The organism is Pseudomaricurvus sp. ABR4_320, from assembly GCF_056159445.1.
This window is the reverse complement of the sequence record NZ_JBSWVF010000001.1, coordinates 716368-738531: the sequence shown is the minus strand read 5'-3', so window position 1 is coordinate 738531 and position 22164 is coordinate 716368. Positions and strand designations below refer to the sequence as shown.

The 22164-nt window shown below is 49.5% G+C and carries 24 protein-coding genes; 20 read left to right on the top strand and 4 right to left on the bottom strand.

The window, feature by feature from the left end; translation table 11 throughout:
• Positions 1-777, bottom strand: a 777-nt coding sequence (locus tag ACXAFR_RS03245) for a tyrosine/phenylalanine carboxypeptidase domain-containing protein (protein WP_475171866.1), incomplete at its 3' end; no start/stop codon positions are given.
• A 199-nt stretch (positions 778-976) separates the two neighbouring features.
• Between ACXAFR_RS03245 and ACXAFR_RS03240 the strand changes: the two genes are divergently transcribed.
• The 10 genes from ACXAFR_RS03240 to tmk all read left to right on the top strand — a co-directional run bounded on the left by ACXAFR_RS03240 (position 977) and on the right by tmk (position 10411).
• Positions 977-3037 (top strand): M13 family metallopeptidase, encoded by a 2061-nt coding sequence (locus ACXAFR_RS03240; RefSeq protein ID WP_475171865.1) that lies wholly within the window; start codon positions 977-979, stop codon positions 3035-3037.
• Between the two features lie 173 nt (positions 3038-3210).
• A complete protein-coding gene (locus tag ACXAFR_RS03235) occupies positions 3211-3747 on the top strand; it encodes a YceD family protein (protein ID WP_475171863.1) in 537 nt (178 codons plus the stop codon).
• 70 nt (positions 3748-3817) lie between these two features.
• Positions 3818-4003, top strand: coding sequence for a 50S ribosomal protein L32 (gene rpmF / locus ACXAFR_RS03230; protein ID WP_475171862.1), 186 nt, complete (start codon positions 3818-3820; stop codon positions 4001-4003).
• Between the two features lie 222 nt (positions 4004-4225).
• Positions 4226-5170: an ACP S-malonyltransferase gene (fabD, locus tag ACXAFR_RS03225; protein ID WP_475171859.1), complete on the top strand. Its 945-nt coding sequence runs from the start codon at positions 4226-4228 to the stop codon at positions 5168-5170.
• Between the two features lie 28 nt (positions 5171-5198).
• Positions 5199-5945, top strand: coding sequence for a 3-oxoacyl-ACP reductase FabG (gene fabG, locus ACXAFR_RS03220; RefSeq protein WP_475171858.1), 747 nt, complete (start codon positions 5199-5201; stop codon positions 5943-5945).
• Positions 5946-6129: 184 nt separating this feature from the next.
• Positions 6130-6366, top strand: coding sequence for an acyl carrier protein (gene acpP / locus ACXAFR_RS03215; RefSeq protein ID WP_475171856.1), 237 nt, complete (start codon positions 6130-6132; stop codon positions 6364-6366).
• Between the two features lie 227 nt (positions 6367-6593).
• Positions 6594-7832: a beta-ketoacyl-ACP synthase II gene (gene fabF, locus ACXAFR_RS03210; protein WP_475171854.1), complete on the top strand. Its 1239-nt coding sequence runs from the start codon at positions 6594-6596 to the stop codon at positions 7830-7832.
• Between the two features lie 21 nt (positions 7833-7853).
• Positions 7854-8684 (top strand): aminodeoxychorismate lyase, encoded by an 831-nt coding sequence (gene pabC / locus ACXAFR_RS03205; protein ID WP_475171851.1) that lies wholly within the window; start codon positions 7854-7856, stop codon positions 8682-8684.
• Entirely contained in the window at positions 8677-9723 is a 1047-nt protein-coding gene (gene mltG / locus ACXAFR_RS03200) for an endolytic transglycosylase MltG (RefSeq protein ID WP_475171850.1), read from the top strand. The genes pabC and mltG overlap by 8 nt, the downstream gene beginning before the upstream one ends.
• Before the next feature lie 52 nt (positions 9724-9775).
• Positions 9776-10411 (top strand): dTMP kinase, encoded by a 636-nt coding sequence (gene tmk, locus ACXAFR_RS03195; RefSeq protein ID WP_475171847.1) that lies wholly within the window; start codon positions 9776-9778, stop codon positions 10409-10411.
• Positions 10412-10427: 16 nt separating this feature from the next.
• Here tmk and ACXAFR_RS03190 read toward each other — a convergent pair whose 3' ends face one another.
• Entirely contained in the window at positions 10428-11078 is a 651-nt protein-coding gene (locus ACXAFR_RS03190) for a pseudouridine synthase (RefSeq protein WP_475171845.1), read from the bottom strand.
• 80 nt (positions 11079-11158) lie between these two features.
• Between ACXAFR_RS03190 and ACXAFR_RS03185 the strand changes: the two genes are divergently transcribed.
• From ACXAFR_RS03185 to ACXAFR_RS03175, 3 genes are all read left to right on the top strand, one after another.
• Entirely contained in the window at positions 11159-12139 is a 981-nt protein-coding gene (locus tag ACXAFR_RS03185) for a DNA polymerase III subunit delta' (RefSeq protein ID WP_475171844.1), read from the top strand.
• 137 nt (positions 12140-12276) lie between these two features.
• Positions 12277-12627, top strand: a complete 351-nt coding sequence (locus ACXAFR_RS03180; protein WP_475171843.1) for a PilZ domain-containing protein — start codon at positions 12277-12279, stop codon at positions 12625-12627.
• Between the two features lie 71 nt (positions 12628-12698).
• Positions 12699-13475, top strand: a complete 777-nt coding sequence (locus tag ACXAFR_RS03175) for a TatD family hydrolase (RefSeq protein WP_475171842.1) — start codon at positions 12699-12701, stop codon at positions 13473-13475.
• Positions 13476-13507: 32 nt separating this feature from the next.
• On the opposite strand, the gene ACXAFR_RS03170 is transcribed toward ACXAFR_RS03175, so the two are convergent.
• Positions 13508-14596: an MJ1255/VC2487 family glycosyltransferase gene (locus ACXAFR_RS03170; protein WP_475171840.1), complete on the bottom strand. Its 1089-nt coding sequence runs from the start codon at positions 14594-14596 to the stop codon at positions 13508-13510.
• Entirely contained in the window at positions 14593-15114 is a 522-nt protein-coding gene (locus ACXAFR_RS03165; RefSeq protein WP_475171839.1) for a phosphatase PAP2 family protein, read from the bottom strand. Before ACXAFR_RS03165 ends, ACXAFR_RS03170 begins: the two co-directional genes overlap by 4 nt.
• A 292-nt stretch (positions 15115-15406) precedes the next feature.
• On the opposite strand from ACXAFR_RS03165, the gene ACXAFR_RS03160 reads away from it, so the two are divergent.
• The 7 genes from ACXAFR_RS03160 (at position 15407) to ACXAFR_RS03130 (ending at position 22163) form a co-directional block, all read left to right on the top strand.
• Positions 15407-16033, top strand: a complete 627-nt coding sequence (locus tag ACXAFR_RS03160) for a dUTP diphosphatase (protein WP_475171837.1) — start codon at positions 15407-15409, stop codon at positions 16031-16033.
• A gap of 240 nt (positions 16034-16273) precedes the next feature.
• Entirely contained in the window at positions 16274-17257 is a 984-nt protein-coding gene (locus ACXAFR_RS03155) for a malate dehydrogenase (RefSeq protein WP_475171833.1), read from the top strand.
• A 200-nt stretch (positions 17258-17457) separates the two neighbouring features.
• Entirely contained in the window at positions 17458-17934 is a 477-nt protein-coding gene (gene bcp / locus ACXAFR_RS03150; protein ID WP_475171832.1) for a thioredoxin-dependent thiol peroxidase, read from the top strand.
• A gap of 670 nt (positions 17935-18604) precedes the next feature.
• A complete protein-coding gene (locus ACXAFR_RS03145) occupies positions 18605-19513 on the top strand; it encodes a helix-turn-helix domain-containing protein (protein WP_475171831.1) in 909 nt (302 codons plus the stop codon).
• A gap of 115 nt (positions 19514-19628) precedes the next feature.
• Entirely contained in the window at positions 19629-19961 is a 333-nt protein-coding gene (gene yajC / locus ACXAFR_RS03140; protein WP_475171829.1) for a preprotein translocase subunit YajC, read from the top strand.
• A gap of 258 nt (positions 19962-20219) precedes the next feature.
• Entirely contained in the window at positions 20220-21119 is a 900-nt protein-coding gene (locus ACXAFR_RS03135) for a 5'-nucleotidase (protein WP_475171827.1), read from the top strand.
• A gap of 33 nt (positions 21120-21152) precedes the next feature.
• Entirely contained in the window at positions 21153-22163 is a 1011-nt protein-coding gene (locus ACXAFR_RS03130; RefSeq protein ID WP_475171826.1) for a quinone-dependent dihydroorotate dehydrogenase, read from the top strand.
• The last annotated feature ends 1 nt before the right edge of the window (position 22164 follow it).

Here is a 22164-nt window from a genome sequence, read left to right as displayed (position 1 = left end):
ACCTTCCTGCATAGCAGCAATGCGGGGGGATCCGACACTCAACCACGTCGCATGGGGCTGCGTGCGGCCATTAAGGGTTGTTCCCACGTGAACCCAGCCCTCGTGGACTTCCAGGACTTTAAGGTCGCGTTCGGAAAAAAACGCTCGACTGTTCATTTTAATCGTATCCCCCCCAGCGGCGGCGTCCGAAACGATACCGTCTGACAGAGTGACTCGCAGTTCACCGTGAGGGAAAAAGCGATTCAACCGTTCCTGTAACGTTGAGACTGCCTTTTCTGCGCCGAATATTTTCGGTTGTCGAAAATCCAGATGCTCAACAGCGGGTTGAGAAAAAATCTTGCACAGTTTTTCTCCTACCAGAAGTAAGTCATCCTCGGTTCCATACATGTGGTCCGTTGCAGACCCATAGAGTTCCTGGCTTAAGTCACCAAACGCGGCTTTACCCCGCTGTTCTAACATATTTACAACGGTTAAATATTGACGACAGGTTTTAACAAGAATTTTGCCAAGAGGGTCTTCTTTGCCCAGCTGATTGCAAATCGTTTTCTTCAACGCCTTTAACCCCTGACGAGTATCTTCGGTATCGAAGCTGAGGGGGATCGAACGGTAGTAGGACTTATTGGCTGGAGGAAGACGTCTCGCATCGCTGGCAAAAAACTGCTGCCGCCATTCTGCGGGCCACTTGATACTGTCGAGAATGCGGATGGGAGATTGCAGTTTGATCAGTTGGTCTGACAGAGAGCGCAGTTTTTCTAAATACTGGGGGCGGGCAGTCATGATGTACTCTTTGGCAGCTAAGGTGTGCAGGCAAAGTGTAATCTGCCACAGCCATTGAGCAAGGATTGGATGAAACTTTCACTCCAATAAGGTTACGTAAATGCGCTTGCTATTACCGTAAGACAAACGTTTATGATGTTGGTAAGTTCTAGAGGGTTTCTTATGACCGGTTTATTTCATACTAAGGAATACACAATTCATGCAATTTAAAACAGTGTTATCCACGATAGGCGTGATCGCCACCTTGTCAGGGTGCTCGACGCCCCCAGAGATTCAAGATGTCGATGCGTCAAAGAAACAGCCAATTTATGGCGACTGGGGTGTCAGTGTTGAAAACGTATCTACTCAACTGGCTGCAGGCGATGACTTTTACCGATTCGTCAATGACGGTTGGCTGAAGACGGCAGAAATTCCAGAAGGTTTCTCCCGCTACGGTGCGTTTACCGAAATTCAGCTTCGTACAGAGCAGCAGTTGGAAAGCATCATGTCGGACATTGCTGGCGGGGAGTGGCGCAAATCATCACCTGAGCAGCAGCTTGGCGATCTCTACAAGAGCTTTTTGGATGTTAATCAGCGAAACGCCGAAGGTCTAGGGGCTCTAAATACTGAATTAGACAGTATTATGGCGACTCAGTCCCACACGGATCTTGCTCGGTTGATGGGTAAATCTGGTCAGCCATCATTGTTTGGAATGTATGTCGGACGCGACTTAGCCGACCCGTCCAAATATCTGCTCGTGATGGGGCAAGATGGTCTTGGAATGCCCGGGCGAGAATATTACTTAAATGCTGAAGCGCCCTATTCAGAGCATCGCACGGCCTACCTAACCTACGTTCAGCAGGTGTTGCAGCGTGCAGGAATCGCGGACTCTGAGGCACTATCTCAATCCATCGTAGACTTCGAAACCCGTTTGGCAAAGATACACTGGGCCCCTGAAGAGGCTCGTGATGTCCTCAAAAACTACCATATGATGGGCACAAGTCAGTTGAACATGTTCGCGCCGGATTTTGATTGGCAGGTGTTTTTTGAGAGCTCGGGCTACGATAAAGTGGATGAGCTGCTGGTCACTACGGATACCGCAATTCGTGATAGTGCAGCCCTCTTTGCTGACACGCCGATGCCGGTATTACGCGCCTATACTGCGTTTCATCTATTGAACAATTATGCGCCGTATTTATCCGAAGATTGGGCGGAATTGTCGTTTGATTTCTACCAGCGGCGCCTTCAGGGAATCGATGCGCCTCGCCCCATGGACAAGCGAGCTCTGGAATTTGTGAATGACCAGTTGGGCGAGCAGTTGGGTAAATTGTATGTACAACGCAATTTTCCCGCGTCCTCAAAGCAGAAGATGGAGGAGTTAGTTTCCTACTTAAAACGTTCGTTTCGTGAACGTCTGACCGCTAACACATGGATGGATGATGCAACGCGAGCCCGAGCGCTGGAGAAACTGGCCGCATTTACCGCGAAAATTGGTTACCCGGACCATTGGCAGGATTTCAGCAGTATCGCAATTTCAGAAACTGACATTATTGAAAACATCCGACAGATTGAAGAATGGCATCATCAAGATAACCTAAAAATGCTTGATGAGCCGGCGCGGGAGTGGGAGTGGGGTATGAGTCCGCAAACTGTAAACGCCTACTATTCACCAACTCGCAATGAAATTGTTTTCCCTGCTGCCATTCTTCAAGCGCCGTTTTTTGACCCTGACGCGGATATGGCGGTCAACTTTGGCGGTATCGGCATGGTGATCGGGCACGAACTGGGCCACGGATTCGATGATCAAGGCAGTCGCTATACGGGAGAGGGGAAGCTACAAAATTGGTGGGACGAGACTTCTCGGAAAAATTTCGAGGTGCGGACATCCGCTTTGGTCGAGCAATTTAATCGCTTTGAACCTCTGGATGGACTGCATGTTAATGGTCAGCTTACCCTGGGTGAAAATATTGGGGATCTGGGTGGAATCAGTGTCGCTTATAACGCCATGCAGTTATATAAAAAGGATCATGATCAGGAGGTTGCCGATAACTTGTCGGGATACAGTCCTGAACAGCGGTTCTTCCTAGCCTATGGGCAGATCTGGCGTAATCTCATTACCGATAACCGGTTACGCCAGCAAGTTCTGACTGACCCCCATAGCCCTGCGGAATATCGCGTTAACGGCATCGTTCGTAATTTCGATCCTTGGTATCAAGCCTTTGGGGTGAAGGACGGCGATACACTCTATTTGTCTCCGGATCAGAGAATTAACATCTGGTAGGGAATACGACAGACGGTATCGGCGCTGTTGCTAAAACACGCGCCGTTTATCCGGGATGCTGGCGGATGAAACCCCTTTGGATGCCCGTGAATTGCCGTTTTAATGCCAAATTGGCCAGTTTTTGATGAATTTTCTTTGACAGCCTGACTCCACATCCATAGAATTGCGCGCCTATGTCTGCACCGACCCCTTCGAAGCCCCTGCCGCGGATGATTGATCTGCGAAAATTTGCTCAGCAAGGGTTGAGTGCGCACGGCCGAATTGATGTTTCGAGTCTAACTCGATTGACGGAAGCGGCTATAGATAACTCTGGCAGTGTTCTTGTCGACTTGCAGTTTGATGTTGACGAAGAAAGACGTCGCGTCATCACTGGTACAGCGGTGGGCCGTGTGCGTATGGAGTGCCAACGCTGTTTGGAAGCCGTTGAGGTAACGCTTTCAGCGGATGTCGCCCTCGCGGTCGTCTATGATGATGATCAGGCGAAGCATCTGCCAAAGTATCTCGATCCACTGATTGTGGATGAAGGTGCGTCCGACTTGTACGAACTGGTGGAAGATGAGCTCTTGCTGATACTTCCCTTTGCGCCTGCACATGAGTTCGCCTGTGCGCCAAAGACAGCTTTCGGCGAGATCGATGACGGAGACGAAGAAGAGAAGAAGGAGAGCCCGTTCGCTGTCCTTAAGCAATTGAAAAATACGCCGGATTCCTGAGTAGTTTCTCTACCCGGGGATCTGAACATTTCCTACATTAAGTGCATGTAGCAAGATACAGGAGCATGCAATGGCTGTTCAACAAAATCGTAAAACTCGTTCCAAGCGTGGTATGCGCCGCTCACACGATGCGCTTTCGTCCGCAACTCTGTCGGTTGATCCTACCAGCGGCGAAAAGCACCTGCGTCATCATGTGTCCGCTGATGGCTTCTACAAAGGCCGCAAGGTCGTTGAAACCGCTAAAGACGAAGATTAATCCTGATCGGATTACCTTTCTCTCCTGAAGTCTGCCTTCAGAACAGTAATGCATAACGGGGACGGTGAGTCCCCGTTATGCATTACTGTGATTGAAGACTTGAGCGGACTACTGTCTTAGAATCTATATTTTGTGGCTTACTTTGCTGATAAATTTTGTCAGTGCTCGTCTCGGATTAATCAGGCATAAAACGACCATCCGTCACGAAGAGAAATCTTAACGATGACTAATAAAAATCTGGCATTTGTATTTCCCGGTCAGGGATCGCAAACCGTGGGTATGTTGGCAGACGTAGATGCTGCCTTTGGTGGGATCCAAGATACGTTTAATGAAGCGTCGGAGGTTCTGGGCTATGACCTTTGGAAGCTTGCCCAGGATGGCCCTCAAGAAGCATTAAACCTTACAGAGCAGACACAGCCCCTGCTGCTGACCGCTGGAGTTGCGCTTTGGCGACTTTGGTTGCGTGAAGGCGGGGAACAACCGGCCTTGATGGCCGGTCATAGCCTCGGCGAGTGGACTGCATTGGTGTGTGCTGGCGTCGTCCCTTTCGCGGATGCGGTGGATTTAGTGCGCTTGCGCGGTCGCTATATGCAAGAGGCAGTGGCCGAGGGCGTTGGAGCCATGGCTGCGGTTGTCGGGCTTGACGATGATAAAGTCAAGGCGGCGTGTCTTAGCGTGACAGGCGAGGAAATCGTTGCCGCCGTGAATTTTAATTCTCCCGGCCAAGTCGTTATTGCGGGGCACGCTGGCGCCGTAGATCGAGCGATTGAGGCCTGTAAAGAGGCTGGCGCGCGCAGGGCGATGAAGCTCGCGGTCAGTGCGCCTTTCCATACCGCACTTATGCAGCCCGCGGCGGATCGGTTGGCAGACAAGATTTTGTCTACCCATTTTGCCTCTGAGGGGATCCCGGTCGTCCATAATGTTCATGCCAGGACAGAAGCTGATTCTGAGAAGGTAAAACGGCTGATGATCGAGCAAATATATACGCCCGTACTATGGGTGAGCTGCGTTGAAGCTCTGCGTGAAAAGGGTGTAACCGATGCCGTAGAATGCGGTCCGGGGAAAGTCCTTAGTGGGTTGGCGAAGCGTATTGATCGTGAGCTGACCTCTCATGCGCTGGAAACTTCAGCGGCATTTAACGAATGCTTGCAGCATTTCAAGTCTTAGCTGCGGCGAGTCAAGACAGGAATAGATTATGACCACTGATCTCAAGGATCGAATCACGCTTGTCACAGGAGCGAGTCGCGGCATTGGCGCTGCGATCGCCGATGATCTTGCTAGCAAGGGAGCTATGGTAGTCGGCACCGCGACCAGTGAAGCTGGGGCTGCAGCGATCACCGAACGCCTGGGAGGGTTAGGCAAGGGGGTTGGTAAGGTTCTAAACGTTAACGACCCTGCGTCGGTCGATGCGCTGATAAAAGAGGTTCAGTCAGAATTCGGTGCGATCGCCATTTTGGTAAACAACGCAGGAATTACCCGTGACAATTTGCTTATGCGGATGAGCGACGAGGAATGGGATGCGGTCATTGACACTAATCTCAGTGCCGTCTTTCGGATTAGCAAGGCTTGTCTGCGAGGCATGATGAAGGCTCGTTGGGGGCGAATCATCAATATTTCATCCGTTGTGGGTGCCATGGGGAACGCCGGCCAGTCTAACTATGCCGCTACGAAGGCGGGGGTCGCTGGATTTGCGCGGGCATTGGCGCGAGAAGTTGGTTCTCGTGGAATCACCGTCAATACTGTTGCGCCAGGGTTTATCGATACGGATATGACCCGTGAATTAAGTGAGCAGCAAAAAGAGTTAATGCTGGGGCAGATCTCGCTGGGTCGCTTGGGTCAGCCTGAGGAAATCGCCAGTGTCGTCAGTTTCTTGGCTGGTTCGTCGGGAGCTTATATCACCGGTGAAACCATCCATGTCAATGGCGGTATGTACATGGCCTAACTGGCCTTGATATCGCGCAACTGTAATTGCCTTAAAAGTTATATGGAAACGTTACAACTCGAGCATTTATCTGTAGAATGCGCCTTCGAGTTGGCCGTAACCAATAAGAGTTCTCACTGGGGTTTGTCTCAGTGGGTAGAATCAAGAGCTAACATCCGATATTTGATAGGAGTTGAAGACTACTATGAGCAGCATTGAAGAACGCGTCAAAAAGATCGTTGCAGAGCAGCTTGGCGTTAAGGAAGAAGAAGTAAAGAACGAAGCTTCTTTTGTTGAAGATCTGGGCGCTGACTCTTTGGATACTGTAGAGCTGGTTATGGCCCTTGAAGAGGAATTTGAAACCGAAATTCCTGATGAAGAAGCTGAAAAGATTACTACTGTTCAGCTGGCCATTGACTACGTAAACTCCAACCTGGATTAATCCAGGGGCAGTTGTATCGCGGGTTTTCATCATCCTGCGGCAATTGCGCTGTCAAGGTTTCCTAGAAAGCCGTTTTATTGAAAAATAGAACGGCTTTTCTTTGTCCAGTCCAAGAATTTTCAGGAATTGCCTGCACGCCATACTCTATTGCCGGGCAGCGTGGACTGTCGCCTGCTGCTTCCGATAGCAGAGGTATCTTGTGAATCGTGTAATCTGAAGGAGACGCTGTGTCCCGTCGAAGAGTCGTAATCACTGGTTTAGGCATGGTTTCCCCGCTGGGAAATGATGTTGCCACAAGCTGGGAGGGTATTCTGGCCGGTAAAAGTGGAGCCGCGCCCATAACTACCTTCGATGCTTCCGCTTTTACCACCCGTTTTAGCGCTGCCGTCAAAAATTTTGATCCTGAACCGCTATTGCCGGCGCGAGATGCGCGCAAAATGGATCCGTTTATTCAATATGGCATGGTTGCAGGTATTCAGGCGGTCGAGGATTCAGGTCTTGATATTACCGACGCTAATGCAGAGCGCATTGGCGCAGCAATTGGTGCCGGAATTGGCGGCATAGGCTCTATTGAGTCGGGATCTGAAACCATCGCGAGCAAAGGTCCGCGTCGTATTTCTCCGTTTTTCGTACCGGGCGCCATCATTAATATGATCTCGGGCAATCTTTCCATCAAGTATGGTTTCAAAGGGCCCAATCTCTCTCTGGTTACGGCTTGTACCACCGGAACTCATAACATCGGCCTTGCGGCGCGTCTCATTCAATACGGAGAGGCTGACGCGATGGTGGCAGGCGGAGCTGAAATGGCGTGTACGCCTGTAGGCCTGGGAGGGTTTGCTGCGGCGAGAGCCTTATCCAATCGTAACGATGATCCTGAGGCGGCAAGTCGTCCGTGGGATAAAGGCAGAGATGGTTTTGTCCTGGGGGATGGCGCAGGTGTCGTGGTTCTTGAAGAGTATGAGTTCGCCAAAGCTCGTGGTGCACGTATCTATGCTGAGTTGATCGGCTTTGGAATGAGCGGTGATGCATATCATATGACGTCGCCGCCAGAGCAGGGAGAAGGTGCGGCTTTGTCGATGCGTAATGCGATTCGTGATGCCGCTATAGATCCTTCAGCCATTCAGTATATTAACGCCCACGGTACTTCCACCCCCGCAGGTGATATCGCTGAAATTCGAGCGGTCAAATCCGTTTTGGGACAGGCAGCGAGCAGTGTTGCCGTCAGCTCGACGAAATCCATGATCGGCCATCTACTAGGTGCTGCAGGCAGTGTCGAGGCGATATTCTCGATACTTGTCATTCGTGACCAAGTTGCTCCGCCCACCATTAATCTTGTCGATCCAGAAGAAGAGGCAGACATCAACTTAGTGCCGAATACTGCGCAGGAGCTGCCTGTCAATGTATCTCTGTCTAACTCCTTCGGTTTTGGTGGGACAAACGGTTCCTTAATCTTCCGGCGGGTCTAGAAAGGTAACCAACAGTCGACCATGGGAATTTCCAGTGTTGACGGCGAATTTGTCGATCATATTTCTGTCGATGATCGCGGTTTGGCATACGGCGATGGTATTTTCGAAACCGTTCGTTTGATTCGCGGTTCCAGCCCTCTGTGGAATTACCACATGCAGCGCCTTGGCCAAGGCGCGCAGCGACTGTTTCTTCATTTTGATGAAGCCCAACTGGAGTCCTATGTAACCTGTTTGTTGGACAGGTATAAATCGGAAACTTCGTCGATTTCAGCGGTACTGAAAATTATCCTGACCAGGGGTAGTGGTCTACGGGGTTATGGCATTGACCCAAGCTCCGAAGCGAGAATCATCTTGCAGGTCCACGACCTAGATACTAGCCTCCAATTGCCAAAAGTGGCTAAGGTTTGTGATCTGCGGCTGGGAATAAACCCTGCACTTGCCGGACTTAAGCATCTCAATCGTATAGAGAGTGTTCTCGCGGTGGAGGAGTGTCGGCAAGGTGGTTTCGAAGAGGGTATTCTGCTCGATACAGAAGGGTATGTGGTAGAAGCCTGCAGCAGTAATTTGTTTGTGGAAAAGGGCGGACTTTTGTTGACACCACCTGTTGATCGCGCTGGTGTCAACGGCGTGATGCGGCGGTATATTCTGGAGGTTCTAGCCTCGGAATTGCGCTTTAAGGTGAGGGAGGAACGTTTCTCTCCAGAACTCTTTAGCGTTTGCGATGGCGCCTTTTGCTCTAACTCTGTGAGAGGGATTATGCCTCTGGCGTCGATCGATAATGTGCAATTCTCGCAAACTTCCACTATAAGTGACCTGAATGCTGCTGTAGAGACTTTGTTCCGGAATGAGTAAGAAGCGCCAAAAAAGCCGTTTTTGGCTTTTGATTATGTTGTTTTTGGTGCCCGTTGTTATGGTGGCCGGAGTGCTCGGTTACAGCTGGCACTGGTTGCAAACACCCTTCGCGACAGGTAGTGGCCAGCCGTCAGTTTTTGAATTGGGCAAGGGCGAAACTTTGTCGCACGCAGTTCGCCGCCTGGCGGCTGATCATAATCTCCAGCACCCTCAACTGCTAAAGTTATACGCGCGGTTGGTTGATCAAAGCGGTGTGATTCGTGGTGAATATGAAATTCCTGCTGAAGTATCGCCCCTGCAGTTATTGCAGCGTCTTCACGACGGCGAAGTCATTCTCCGCAGTATCACATTTGTTGAAGGCATCAACTTCCGACAGTTACGACGATTGTTAGCCGAACATCCCGCGGTATCTCAAACGCTCACAGATGTTTCTGCAAAAGATATCGCCGAGCAGTTAAGCATACCCTACGAAAATCCGGAAGGGTGGTTTTATCCGGATACTTACCATTTTGTAAAAGGGACGTCCGATTTGCAGTTGCTGGATACGGCCTTTCAGCGTATGCGTAACGTCCTTGATCGGGAGTGGCAACAAAAGGACTCGGGGTTGCCATATAGCAATGCTTATGAAGCTCTAATCATGGCATCCATTGTAGAAAAAGAGACCGGGGCAGCGCATGAGCGACAGCAGATTGCCGGTGTTTTTGTTCGGCGCCTACAGAAAAAAATGCGTTTGCAGACAGATCCTACGGTCATCTATGGATTGGGTGAAGACTATGCTGGTGATATCAAGCGCAGTCATCTAAAGCAGGCCACTCCTTACAACACTTATGTCATTCGTGGTTTGCCACCGACACCTATTGCACTGCCTGGGCGGGAGGCAATTCATGCCGCCATGCATCCAGCAGCAGGCGAGACGCTGTACTTTGTTGCAAAGGGCGATGGCACCCATGTTTTTTCGAAAACGCTGGAAGAACACTCGCGTGCGGTACGGCAATACCAATTGAGCCGTAGAGACGATTATCGGTCGTCTTTTCGTTGATGGCAGGCTGGGGCGTGCGCTTTAATTTCTGTGGTAGAGACAGACAGAGAAGATGAAAAGCAGAGGCTATTTTATTTCCCTTGAGGGCACAGAGGGCGTAGGCAAAAGCAGCAATCTAGCGTTTATTGAGCGCTGGTTAAAAGATGCTGGTGTCGATGTCGTGACGACAAGAGAGCCCGGTGGTACTCCCTTGGCGGAAGAGCTGCGAGAATTGTTATTAGCTCAACGCCAAGAGCCTGTCGATTCAAATGCGGAACTCTTAATGGTTTTTGCAGCCCGTGCACAGCACCTAGCTCAGGTAATCCAGCCGAATATTGAGGCTGGACGTTGGGTGTTGAGTGATCGGTTTACGGACGCAACTTACGCCTATCAGGGGAGTGGGCGAGGTTTACCCTGGTCGACCATTGAGGCCCTTGAAAAAATCGTTCAGAACGGGCTGCAGCCTGACTTGACGCTGTTGCTGGATGTGCCTGTCGAGATCGGCTTATCCCGAATACAAAGCCGTGATCAGAGTGACCGGTTTGAAGAAGAAAAAGTAGAGTTTTTCGAAAAGGTTCGAGAAGGTTATCGGAGAAGGCTAACGCAAATGCCGAAGAGGTTTGGGCTGATTGATGCATCCCTACCTCTGGCAGATGTTCAAGCGCAAATTGAAGCGCGATTGCAGACATTCCTTTCAGAAAAAATGTGAGCATATCTCGCAGGAATTAGAATGGCGGATCAGATCGAAAGCTGAGCTGCCGACCATTTGGGTGTAAAAACTCTATAGAATTTGCGTGAAGCAGCAATCGCTCTTCACTGTTCGATCGATGTGGGTGAGAGTAGAACCTGTCTCCGAGAATCGGATGGCCAAACCATTGAGCATGTACCCTAAGTTGGTGAGAGCGGCCGGTGACTGGCATCAGTTGAAGTCGAGTCGTACCATTGTGCTCTTCTCGATGCAGTGTACGAAAGCAGGTAAGTGCAGGCTTGCCGCTTTGAAAACACACTTTTTGTTTGGGGCGCCTTTCCCAGTCGCAAATCAGTGGTACGCAGATTGCGCCGTAATCCGCTTCAACAATACCGTCCACTCGAGCTTGGTAGGATTTGTGAACGAGGCGCTTCTGAAAATGTTGGCCCAGGTGTTTTTGGCTACCATGGTTCAGAGCAAACAGCATAAGCCCCGAGGTTGCCATATCCAATCGGTGAATTACCCGAGTGTTGGGAAGGTGTTCAAGCAATGCATTGCTTAAACAGATTTGACCTTCAGGCCCTTTGCCAGGCACGCTGAGCAGTTCCGCTGGCTTCTCAACCACAAGAATGTCCTTATCAACGTGGTGAATGGGGATGATGTACTGAAGGTAATTAAGTCGGTCCATAGCAACAGTGTTAGCATAGAGGTCACTGGACGGGAGTATACGTCTTTCTGGGTGATTTTACGTTTCGGAGAAGTAGGCATTTGAATCTGCGTCCCCTTAACTGGCAACTTCGCCAGTGGGAAAAAATATCACAGGCGATAGCGGGTCAACACCTGGCTCACGGGCTCCTATTTTTTGGCCCCAATGGCATCGGGAAAAAGTGGTTCGCTGAGGCGCTTTCTGCGCGCCTGCTGTGCCAGAGTTCGGAAGGCGATGGCGCTTGTGGCAAGTGTACCGGGTGTCGCTTATTGAAGTCTGGTACCCATCCAGATTTTTTGCTGATTGAGCCTGAAGGTAGCCGGGTTATCAAAATTGACCAGATTCGTGCCCTGGGAGATTTTGCCGTTCAGACTGCGCAACAAGCTGGCTATAAGGTCATCATCATCGATCAATGTGAATCGCTGAATATGAACGCTGCCAATGCGTTGCTAAAGAATCTGGAAGAACCTGGCGGTAACACGCTGCTAATTCTTATCACTCACGCTCAGGATAGAGTGTTGCCCACCATTCGCAGTCGTTGTCAGTTACTGGATTTTCAATGTCCCACGTTCGATGATGCTCGGGAATGGCTCCAGCAGCAAAGCGCTGAATTGCCTTCCATTGATGCATTAATCTATGCCGGTGGTGCACCTCTCAAGGCCGCAATGTATGTTGAGAGCAACTCATTGGCTGATCTCGATGGCTTTATGAGCGGTCTCGTTGAGTTGGTTGAAAATCGCGGTACGGCTTTGACGCTGGCTGATCGTATTAAAAACATGGACCCTTTGATGATTGTCGATCAGTTAATGCGCCAGCTACATTTGGCGATGGTGCAAAGTGTTGCCTCGGTGGAGCTGCCCGCAAGTATGCGCGAAAAGCCCATCATAGAGGCGTTGAAACGTGTTTCTGCGGAAAGGAAATTTCTAATGCAGGATCGGCTTGCGCAGGTCAAACAGGACTGGCTGAGTGGCGCTAATCCGAATCGACAGCTGATGTTGGAAACCTTACTACTGGACTGGCGCTCTGCGATTCATCGTCGATAGGGCCGTCGCAAAATTTGCCTAACTGTGCGACCTATCACACCTATTGGCTCCTTATTGGACAGGTTGCTTGGTGTGACTTATCTTTATTTGAGGCGTTTCCGCGCAATGATTAGAGAATTTATACAGGTTAATACGTTATGCAGGGCATGGCAGGCGCTCGTAATGGCATTTTGTCGCTCACCATTCGGGATAAAGCGGTCCTCTATGCGGCTTATATGCCCTTCGTAAAAAATGGCGGTTTGTTTATTCCAACCAGTAAAGTATACAGTCTCGGTGACGAGGTCTTTATGCTTCTCAATCTGATGGACGAGCCGGAGAAAATTCCTGTGGCGGGCAAAGTTGTCTGGATTACACCGAAAGGTGCCCAGGGAAATCGTGCTGCGGGGGTTGGCGTTCAGTTCAATGATCAGGATGAGGTCGCTGCCAAAAAAATCGAAACCTATTTAGCCGGTTCTCTGGAATCTGATCGTCCCACCCATACCATGTAGCGAGAATTTGGTACACTGGCGCTTTGCCGGGGCGTTATTGCCCCGGTGCGAATGATCTTCCCGGAGCCTGTGTGTTAATCGATTCCCATTGCCATCTTGATCGCCTTAAGCTTGATAACTATTCCAACGGATTGCCCGATATCCTCGCTGAGGCTGCCAACGCGGATGTCAAAAAAATGCTTTGCATCGGCATTAGTCTGGAAAATCGTGCTCAAGTTGTCGAGCTTGCCGAACAATACCCCCAGGTTTATGCATCGGTTGGTGTTCATCCTCTGGATGTTGATTCCGGTCAGGCTTCAGAGGCAGACCTAATTGAATGGTCAAAACATCCAAAGGTTGTCGCCTTAGGTGAAACGGGTTTGGATTACTACTACAGTGAAGACAGCAAAGCGCAACAGCAGGAGAGCTTTGCGACCCATTTGCGTGCTGCCTCGTCTGCCGAGTTACCGGTTGTTGTACATACTCGGCAGGCTCGCCAAGATACTCTTGAGTTGATAAAAGCCCATGGCAATTTAGAGACGGCTGGTGTTTTGCATTGTTTTACCGAAAATTGGGAAATGGCAAAAGCCGCGATAGATCTTAATTATTACATTTCTATTTCCGGTATAGTTACGTTTAAAAACGCGGCTGATTTGCGAGAGGTTGCCAAGAAAATTCCATCGGATCGTTTACTGGTCGAGACGGATTCTCCTTATCTGGCGCCGGTTCCCTACCGGGGCAAGCCCAATGTTCCAGCTTATGTTCGCGAGGTGGCAGAATTTGTCGCTGATTTGCGAGGCGTAGACTTTCAGGAACTCTGCGAGCAGACCGGCGCAAATTTCCATCGCCTGTTTAATAAGACGTCCTGACTTAGCGGTCACTTATCTTGCGCGGCAAGTGATCAGCAGGAGCTGAGTCTCATCGATGCAGATCTTGAGTGGTTAGACTGTGTTGGTGCCTTGCCGCTAAACACGGTACGGCTCCATAAGTCGTCCGCCAGCTGTTGAATGGGTGGGCGCTGTTCTTCAAGAATCCAGTCCACTATCGCTTCTGCAACGTCGGGAAATTGGCAATTTGGCGCTTTGGGATCAGTCAGCCATTGTCCGATAGCGTCGGGTGATAAATCGTTCATCCGACCACCAAGACCTAATTGCTCAAGGGCCAGTGCGTTAGAAAGTTGTTCCATCTGACCAGACAAAGGTTTAACCAGAATCGGCTTGCCTAATTGTAACGCCTCGCTCGCAAGTTCGAATCCGGCGTTACAGATCACGCCCCGACAACGTTGCAGATCCTGTTTGAACCCGTCTACGCTAAGCGGACAGAGTGAGACGTTATCTCGAACTTCCCGTGTAGAGAACTTTCCATAGTAGTGGAATGCTTGGTGGGGAAATCCTTGCAAGAGTGGAATGACGTCATCCGGTGATTCGAAACCTAAATACACAAGCACGAAGTCGTCTCGGGACGTGTTTGAGGCGTGATCCAAATCCACGATCGGCGGTAAAATTGGTTGATTAAAATGGTGCCAGTGAAGTCCCAGTCGATAGTCTCCGGGAGCAAAATAGCGCATCAGTAAACGAGTTATCTGATTACTGCCTTCAACCGGGATTGGAAAATCAAACGCACATTGATGGCCGAGTGAAACACACTGACGTCCTTGGCGGCGTGCAGACCAGGATGTGATCGGTTCGAAATCTGACAGCACCAAGTCGTAGTTACTGAGATCCAAATGCCGTATATCCTTCGCGAGCTGTCGCAAATTGTTTTGGGACAAGGATTCTCGGAGCTTAATCTTGCCGCGCTCTGTGACGAATGTCAGGCCTTGTCGAACCCAGTAGTCACCGAAAACCTGCATGTCAAAGTAGGCGCTTGGCTCGCGACCACTGAACAAAAACTGTGTCTCAATACCACGATGCGCAAGATGTTTCGCAAGGGCTCTGGCTCGGCTGATATGGCCGTTACCTGTGCCCTGGACACCGTAAAATACTCTCATAGAATTCCTGATGCGGTGAGAACAACAAACGCAATGCTATGGCCAAGCAGTGCCCCCGCTAGAATATCCGTAGGGAAGTGCACGCCAAGAATGACTCGAGACATCCCCACCGTCACGGCCCAAGGGTAAAGAAACCATGCCGCAATAGGAAAGAACGTGCTCAAAAACGTGCTGAAGAAAAAGGCCGCCGAAGTATGTCCAGAGGGAAAACTAAATTGGTCGCTGGGCTGTACGACACTCTGAAAACCGGGAATAGCCTGAGGTGGGCGATTGCGACGGCAGCGATTTTTTAGAATAAAATAGGCGACTCGCTCGATGGTCAATCCAATGAGCAATAGCTTGAGCAGAAGGTAATCTTGTGAGATGAGCAGGGCGAGCGCCAAGAGGCCATAAAGGTGTCCGTCCGCGGTACGAGATACCCAGCGCGCAGCGACGGTCATTTGGGTAAAATGACGGCGACGCAAACACCAGTCAAATGTCAAAAGATCGTAATTGTGCAGACTTTCCAGTATTTTCATCTGCGCCTAGCCTCATGGTTTCTGTCGTAGGTTTACTTTCTTATTGGAAAAGCTTAGAAAAGCCATGTGACAGAAAGATGATTTATCTATGACAGCTATGTGATGAATTCATGGCATTACAATGACAGCTGTTTTCAGTGATGACGTGGGGCGTTGGAGATCAACGGCTTGCGAGAAAGCGACTAAGAATGTGGCACCTTAAGTAATTATTGATAGGTTGGCTGATACTTGGCCATCGATGTGGCGGTAACAAAGCATCACAAGACTTTTAGTACTCGGGAGAAAATGGTTAATGAGCATAACGAACCAATTATGCACCATGTTGGAACTTCAGAATCAAATGAACAGCCGAATTAACGCGGACTGGCGTTCGTTGGAGCATGAATGGTATCGCGCCATCTGGGTTGAATGTGGAGAAATGCTGGATCACTACGGTTGGAAGTGGTGGAAGAAGCAAACTCCAGATCTTCCTCAAGTACAGCTAGAGCTGATCGATATCTGGCATTTTGGGCTCAGTGATTTACTCCAAGGAGGCGATTCTCTTACTGATGTCGCCAACGAGATTGCCGAAGGATTAAACGTGGCCGCAGAAAATCGTGAATTTCCTCTGGCATTGGAAGCCTTTACGTTAGAGACCCTGACAAACAAGCGCTTTCCGCTGTCTAAATTTGGTGAGTTGATGGCGTTGGTAGATTTGAGCTTTGATGCGCTCTATAGCGGATATGTCGGTAAAAACGTACTGAATTTCTTCCGTCAGGATAACGGCTATCAGGATGGCAGCTATCGTAAGATTTGGTCGGGAAAGGAGGACAACGAACACTTGGTCGAGGTGATCGCCGAATTGGATCCGGGCGCTGAGAATTTTCGGGATGCACTCTATCACTCTTTGCAGCAACGTTATCAGGCGGCGGCTTCTTAAATCGACGATCACGGTCGCTTCTTCAGGGTGGGGAAGCGCGCTGCCGTAAATCTGACCGATTGTTATAATTTTTCCGATGTCTCTAGGCTTTTAGTCTAACCCTGATACCTAGACGGGATCGGGAAGATGCAATTTGTTGCGATTTCCCTATAATAAGCGGCCCTCGAAAGGGCTTTAGCAGGGCTTTAGTCCCGTCGCTCGAACACCCTCATATAAGCTAAGCGTAAACGGAGAAATATAGTGAAAGCACCCGTAAGAGTTACCGTTACTGGCGCCGCCGGCCAAATCAGCTACTCACTGCTGTTCAGAATTGCGGCGGGAGAAATGCTGGGTAAAGACCAGCCGGTTATCCTGCAGATGTTAGAAATCACACCTGCTCTCAACGCTCTCAAAGGGGTAGCGATGGAGCTGGACGACTGTGCATTTCCTTTAGTCGCGGGCATGGTCTGCACCGACGATCCTAATGTGGCGTTTAAAGATACTGACTACGCACTGTTGGTTGGTGCTCGTCCACGTGGACCAGGTATGGAGCGTAAAGACCTGCTGCAAGCCAACGCGGCAATCTTTTCCGTACAAGGTAAGGCCATTAACGATCATGCATCTAAAGACATTAAAGTGCTGGTTGTTGGCAACCCAGCTAACACCAATGCGTTGATTGCTCAGCGCAACGCCCCAGATATTGATCCTCGTCAATTTACAGCGATGACTCGCTTGGATCACAATCGTGCCATGACCCAGTTGGCGCAGAAAACTGGCAAGACCATTAATGACGTTACCAAACTGACCATTTGGGGTAACCACTCGTCTACTCAATACCCAGATTTGCATCAAACTCTGGTTGATGGTGCTGACGCTATGGGCTTGATTGATCAAGATTGGTACGAAGCCGATTTCATCCCGACAGTACAGCAGCGCGGTGCTGCTATCATTGAAGCGCGTGGTGCTTCTTCTGCCGCTTCTGCAGCAAACGCAGCAATTTTCCACATGCGTGATTGGGCTCTTGGCACTGCGGAAGGTGACTGGGCGTCTATGGGTGTCTACTCCGATGGCAGTTACGGCATAGAAAAGGGATTGATCTATTCGTTCCCATGTACCTGCAAAGATGGCGATTGGACCATCGTTCAGGGCGTGGATATTAACGAGTTTTCCCGCGCTAAAATGACTGCGACTGAAAAAGAGTTGCAGGAAGAGCGTGATGCTGTCGCAGAGCTTCTGCCAAACTGATAGCAACAGCAGTTATGAAAAAACGCGGCTACGGCCGCGTTTTTTTTTGCGTTCATTTCGAAAGTAATGGAACGAGCTTCAGACATCGCAATAATGTTCCATTGCTCAATGATTTTCGTTGTTTAGTGAATTATGAGTGATGACAGGAAATCTAGCGTATACAGGTATTACCGTTACAACGACAAGATAAGGGTGTGTTTATGGCCTATCCAAAAATTGGCAATCTAGCTCCGGCATTTAAATTAAAAGATCAGAATGGTAATGCCGTTGCATTAAAGGACTTTCGCGATAAAAATCACGTGGTGGTGTACTTCTATCCCAAGGCGATGACCCCGGGGTGCACGGTTCAAGCGGGTGGCTTGAGAGATATCGCGGACGAGTTAGCGAAAAGGGATGTCGTCGTCCTGGGAATCAGTCCCGATCCCGAGGCTAAACTCCTGCGTTTCGTGGAGAAGCAGTCCCTAAACTTTACGTTGCTGTCCGATGAAGATCACGCGGTCGCCGAAAAATATGGCGTCTGGGGTTTGAAAAAGTTCATGGGCAGAGAGTTTATGGGCATCTTGAGAACCACCTTTATTGTTGGTAAAGACGGTCGTTTGAAGGCTGTTATGGACAAATTTAAAACCAAGAGTCACCACGAGGACGTTCTTACGATACTGGATGAGCTCGAACTGTAACGCGATACAGATTAACGCCAAAGCGATTGAGAAAAGGCTAAATTTCTACAGCGAAGGGCAGTTAAGGCTCAATTAACAGCTTTTTTCGATACGAAAAAGTCTTTTTTAAGCATGCGTATTGCGAGGAACAGGCGTTGATTGAGGGCTGAGTAATGGGGGGTGTGCACGTGCTCGACCTCGGATCTTTCGATTCGCCTGGTTTCTGGTTGTTACCCACCTTTGTCTCTGGTGCTGAAATGCGCCACTTTGTCATGACCAGACGTTGCGTGTTTCGTATCCGGGAGGAAACACGCAACGAGAGGGGCGCACAAAGACCATGTTCATGGGCTATAAAAAATAAAATGAACAAAATTAGCCCTCCCCTTAATCAATAGAATGGTGACCAGGGCATCAGGTGCTATATTTTTGCTGAGGGAAACGATTATTTGAGTACAAATGTCCTTTCACGTCGGCTAAAGTGACAGTATATTAACTATTGGCGCGCAAAATTACTTGATGGCGCCCATAACACTAGTATATTTCGCTTATAACGAATAGTTTTGTAAGCATTAGATAGCCATTGAGTTTTGTTCGATGGATCAGGAGAAAGTGAAGCCGGAAAATGCAAAATAACGATCAAATAACCGGCAATCTGTATCACAGTTCAACCTTATTAGTATCGGGTAGTTTAATGTCTGACCGGGCACTCGCTGATCGTTTCAGCCGACTGCATGACCTCCTTACCGACCATTTTGACTCTTATCAGCATCATCGCGAATCCTACTTAAAAGCTGGGTTGCAGATGTTTAATGCCGATGAAGCCATGTTACTTCGCTTGCGTTTCCTTCAGGGAGATGCGGTCTTCGACGCCTATCATGGCGAACTTTTCGAAGGTGTCGACGCCATAAGTCAGGCGGAAGGCTGGATAAATTTCGCTCTTGTGGAAAAAAGTGCCGGTTTTCTGTCGAATGAGGCTGGGAATTCCAGCCTCATGACATATAATGGAAAACCAGTTCGAGGTTCTTTGTGCGCACCCATATTCATTTCCGACCAGATGTATGGTCTTCTCTGTTTCCTGCAGACCCGGGAAGTTGGAAGTACATACTCGGCGTCTGACAAGGAAACGATCGAGCTGATGGCAAAAGGAGTAGCCAAGATGATTGAGCTTCAGAAAAACAACCCTGAGAGCAAGAGTGGTTTTCGCCGGGGATTCGCCACGGAGGGTGTAAAGACCTTTGAGGAGTATGTGCAGCAAGCCCGTCTCCCAGAAGTCTATGGGGTTCCTGGAAGAGTGGTCGAGGTTCTGGAACGTCGTATCGGTAGTTCACCCCTGTCTATTGATTACATCGCTGAAGAGATGAACCTCTCTAAGAGGACGTTGCAGCGTCGTCTCCAACAGCAGGAAATCAGTTTCGCTCAACTGCGTGATCAGGTGAGGTTTCATCATTCGATCAATTATTTGATCGAAAACACCATGAGCATCGACAGTATATCGGCGGCGTTGGATTTTTCAGATCGCACGAGTTTCACCAACGCTTTTAAACGCTGGACCGGGTTGTCTCCGAGTATCTTTCGGAAGCTGTTCCGCGATTACGCCTGATAGACGCATCCGAGGCCAGGTCGGCGGGGTTTTTCGTAACCTCGCTGATTGCTACCGCCCTTCAAAAACGGTACATTCTCTCGCCCTGACAATCAGTAAATAAAGAGGGCTTTAAATGTCGTTTTTTATCCCCGCAGCCATGGCTCAGACTGAAGCGCAAGCGCCACAGGGTAATCCTATGATTACACTGGTTATGTTTGCGGGCCTGTTTGTATTCATGTATTTCTTCATGATCCGTCCGCAGCGCAAACGCCAGAAAGAGCATCAGGAGCTAGTCTCCGGCTTAGGTAAAGGTGATGAGGTTGTAATGAATAGCGGCATGCTGGGCAAGGTTGTCAAAGTTGACGAGAACTATATCGTTCTTGAGACTGGCACCAACGTCGAGCTGAAATTCCAAAAAATTGCTGTTCACGCGGTATTGCCTAAGGGCACGATTAAGTCCATATAAATGTGAGGCTGCGCACGAAGGGCAGGAGCTCATGTACGGATCGCGAACGTAAGCGTGATCCTGTCCTTTTATTTTTTTAGGTCTTTCTCTATTTCTGGCTCAAAACGTTCGCTTTTAATGCCCATCATCACTGCTGCATGTCTGCCGACCGACAAAGACGGATGCGGACCAAGCAGTTTATAGTTACTGCCGAATTCCTAAATTTGCTGATCTGACACGGCTTTCGTTGTCAGAAAGTGACGATACTTGGAGATCACAATGGCTGACGACAAGAGTGCGAAACTGGTCATTGCCATCTCGTCCAGAGCTCTGTTTGATTTGAATGAAAGTCACAGTGTCTATGAACAACAGGGGTTGGAGGCTTATTCCGATTATCAAATTGAGCATGAAAATGATGTTCTACAGCCAGGTGATGCATTTGCGATTGTGCAAAAACTGCTACGCGTCAACGCTCTCTCTGAGTCGGGGAATCTGGTCGAAGTCATACTTCTATCCCGTAACAGTGCAGATACCGGACTGAGAATTTTCAATTCTATAGAGCATTATGATCTGAACATCAGTCGCGCTGCTTTTTGTGGAGGCGAAAGCCCCTATCGCTATGTGTCAGCGTTTGGTAGCCATCTTTTTCTTTCTACGGATGCTGACGACGTGCGCAACGCGCTTGAGAGTGGTGTTGCAGCTGCCAGGCTACTGCCGTTTTCATCGCGAACAGACTACGGTGAACAATTGCGTTTTGCTTTTGATGGTGACGCTGTACTGTTTTCCGATGAAGCTGAGCGCATTTATAAAAAACAAGGATTGCAAGCCTTCAGTGAATCGGAAAAACTGGCGGCCGAGACACCTCTTTCCGGTGGGCCATTCAAGCACTTTCTGGCAGCGTTACAAATGATTCAACGAGAGTTCAGTGGTGATGTTCGCCCGATTCGAACTGCACTTGTCACCGCTCGTTCAGCTCCGGCTCACGAACGAGTGATCCGAACGTTGCGAGCCTGGAACATTCGAATCGACGAATCTCTATTTTTAGGCGGTCTGCCGAAGTCAGAATTTTTACAGTCTTTCGGTGCCGATGTTTTTTTTGATGATCAGATGCTTCACTGTGATCCCGCCAGCAGCAAAGTCGCGACGGGCCATGTTCCCCATGGGGTCGCCAATGAATGATGTCGACATTTTCCTGTGTATGGAACCCGTTTTATGTATTCACTTATTCGAAAAATCCTTTTTTCTCTTGATGAAGAGCGCTCCCATGAGCTCGCACTAAAATCTCTCGATGCGGCTTACGCACTTAAATGTCTGCCACTTCTCGGTAGAGTGCCGGACGCGCAGCCGGTGGAGTGTATGGGACTAACCTTTCCCAATCGCGTAGGGCTTGCAGCGGGACTGGATAAAAATGGCGATCACTTCAATGCTCTTGGTGCCTTGGGGTTTGGATTTGTAGAGATTGGAACCGTCACGCCAAAAGCACAACCAGGCAATGACAAGCCTCGTTTGTTCCGCTTACCGGAAGCGGAAGCCATCATCAATCGGATGGGGTTTAACAATCAGGGGCTGGATTACTTGTTGTCGAATGTTGCACGGCGACGGTATTCCGGAGTGCTCGGTATCAATGTGGGGAAAAATTTAACGACACCGGTTGCGGATGCGCTGTCTGACTATCGTTGTGGCATTGAATCGGTTTACACCGTTGCTGATTATATCAGTGTGAATATTTCCTCCCCGAATACTCCAGGGCTTCGGGATCTTCAATTTGGGGATAACCTTAAACGTCTGCTCGCTGCGGTCAAAGAATGTCAGTTAACGCAGCAGAAGCAACACAGTCGATATGTGCCCATTGCGGTGAAAATCGCACCGGATATGACTGATGACGAGTTGTCGGAGACGGCCATAATTATCCGCGACAGTGGTCTTGATGCGGTTATCGCAACCAATACAACGGTTGACAGGGGGGGGGTTGAAGCGTTGAAAAACGGCGCTGAGGCTGGCGGATTAAGCGGCAGGCCTCTAATGTTATCATCCACCCGCGCGATAGAGGTGTTAGCTCAATCCCTCGCAGGTACTCTGCCGATTATTGGTGTTGGTGGCATCATGTCGGGGCAGGATGCCAAAGCAAAATTGCAGGCAGGCGCAACATTGGTTCAGATATACAGTGGCTTTATATACAGAGGTCCGCCACTGGTCAAAGAGTGTATTGAATCGACCCGCTGAT

What these genes read in the sequence shown, in the direction of transcription:
- ACXAFR_RS03240 (WP_475171865.1), top strand. Translation starts at nt 977, where the DNA reads ATGCAATTTAAAACAGTGTTATCCACGATAGGCGTGATCGCCACCTTG.
- ACXAFR_RS03235 (WP_475171863.1), top strand. Translation starts at nt 3,211, where the DNA reads ATGTCTGCACCGACCCCTTCGAAGCCCCTGCCGCGGATGATTGATCTG.
- rpmF (WP_475171862.1), top strand. Translation starts at nt 3,818, where the DNA reads ATGGCTGTTCAACAAAATCGTAAAACTCGTTCCAAGCGTGGTATGCGC.
- fabD (WP_475171859.1), top strand. Translation starts at nt 4,226, where the DNA reads ATGACTAATAAAAATCTGGCATTTGTATTTCCCGGTCAGGGATCGCAA.
- fabG (WP_475171858.1), top strand. Translation starts at nt 5,199, where the DNA reads ATGACCACTGATCTCAAGGATCGAATCACGCTTGTCACAGGAGCGAGT.
- acpP (WP_475171856.1), top strand. Translation starts at nt 6,130, where the DNA reads ATGAGCAGCATTGAAGAACGCGTCAAAAAGATCGTTGCAGAGCAGCTT.
- pabC (WP_475171851.1), top strand. Translation starts at nt 7,854, where the DNA reads ATGGGAATTTCCAGTGTTGACGGCGAATTTGTCGATCATATTTCTGTC.
- mltG (WP_475171850.1), top strand. Translation starts at nt 8,677, where the DNA reads ATGAGTAAGAAGCGCCAAAAAAGCCGTTTTTGGCTTTTGATTATGTTG.
- tmk (WP_475171847.1), top strand. Translation starts at nt 9,776, where the DNA reads ATGAAAAGCAGAGGCTATTTTATTTCCCTTGAGGGCACAGAGGGCGTA.
- ACXAFR_RS03190 (WP_475171845.1), bottom strand. Translation starts at nt 11,078, where the DNA reads ATGGACCGACTTAATTACCTTCAGTACATCATCCCCATTCACCACGTT.
- ACXAFR_RS03180 (WP_475171843.1), top strand. Translation starts at nt 12,277, where the DNA reads ATGCAGGGCATGGCAGGCGCTCGTAATGGCATTTTGTCGCTCACCATT.
- ACXAFR_RS03170 (WP_475171840.1), bottom strand. Translation starts at nt 14,596, where the DNA reads ATGAGAGTATTTTACGGTGTCCAGGGCACAGGTAACGGCCATATCAGC.
- ACXAFR_RS03165 (WP_475171839.1), bottom strand. Translation starts at nt 15,114, where the DNA reads ATGAAAATACTGGAAAGTCTGCACAATTACGATCTTTTGACATTTGAC.
- ACXAFR_RS03160 (WP_475171837.1), top strand. Translation starts at nt 15,407, where the DNA reads ATGAGCATAACGAACCAATTATGCACCATGTTGGAACTTCAGAATCAA.
- bcp (WP_475171832.1), top strand. Translation starts at nt 17,458, where the DNA reads ATGGCCTATCCAAAAATTGGCAATCTAGCTCCGGCATTTAAATTAAAA.
- ACXAFR_RS03145 (WP_475171831.1), top strand. Translation starts at nt 18,605, where the DNA reads ATGTCTGACCGGGCACTCGCTGATCGTTTCAGCCGACTGCATGACCTC.
- yajC (WP_475171829.1), top strand. Translation starts at nt 19,629, where the DNA reads ATGTCGTTTTTTATCCCCGCAGCCATGGCTCAGACTGAAGCGCAAGCG.
- ACXAFR_RS03135 (WP_475171827.1), top strand. Translation starts at nt 20,220, where the DNA reads ATGGCTGACGACAAGAGTGCGAAACTGGTCATTGCCATCTCGTCCAGA.
- ACXAFR_RS03130 (WP_475171826.1), top strand. Translation starts at nt 21,153, where the DNA reads ATGTATTCACTTATTCGAAAAATCCTTTTTTCTCTTGATGAAGAGCGC.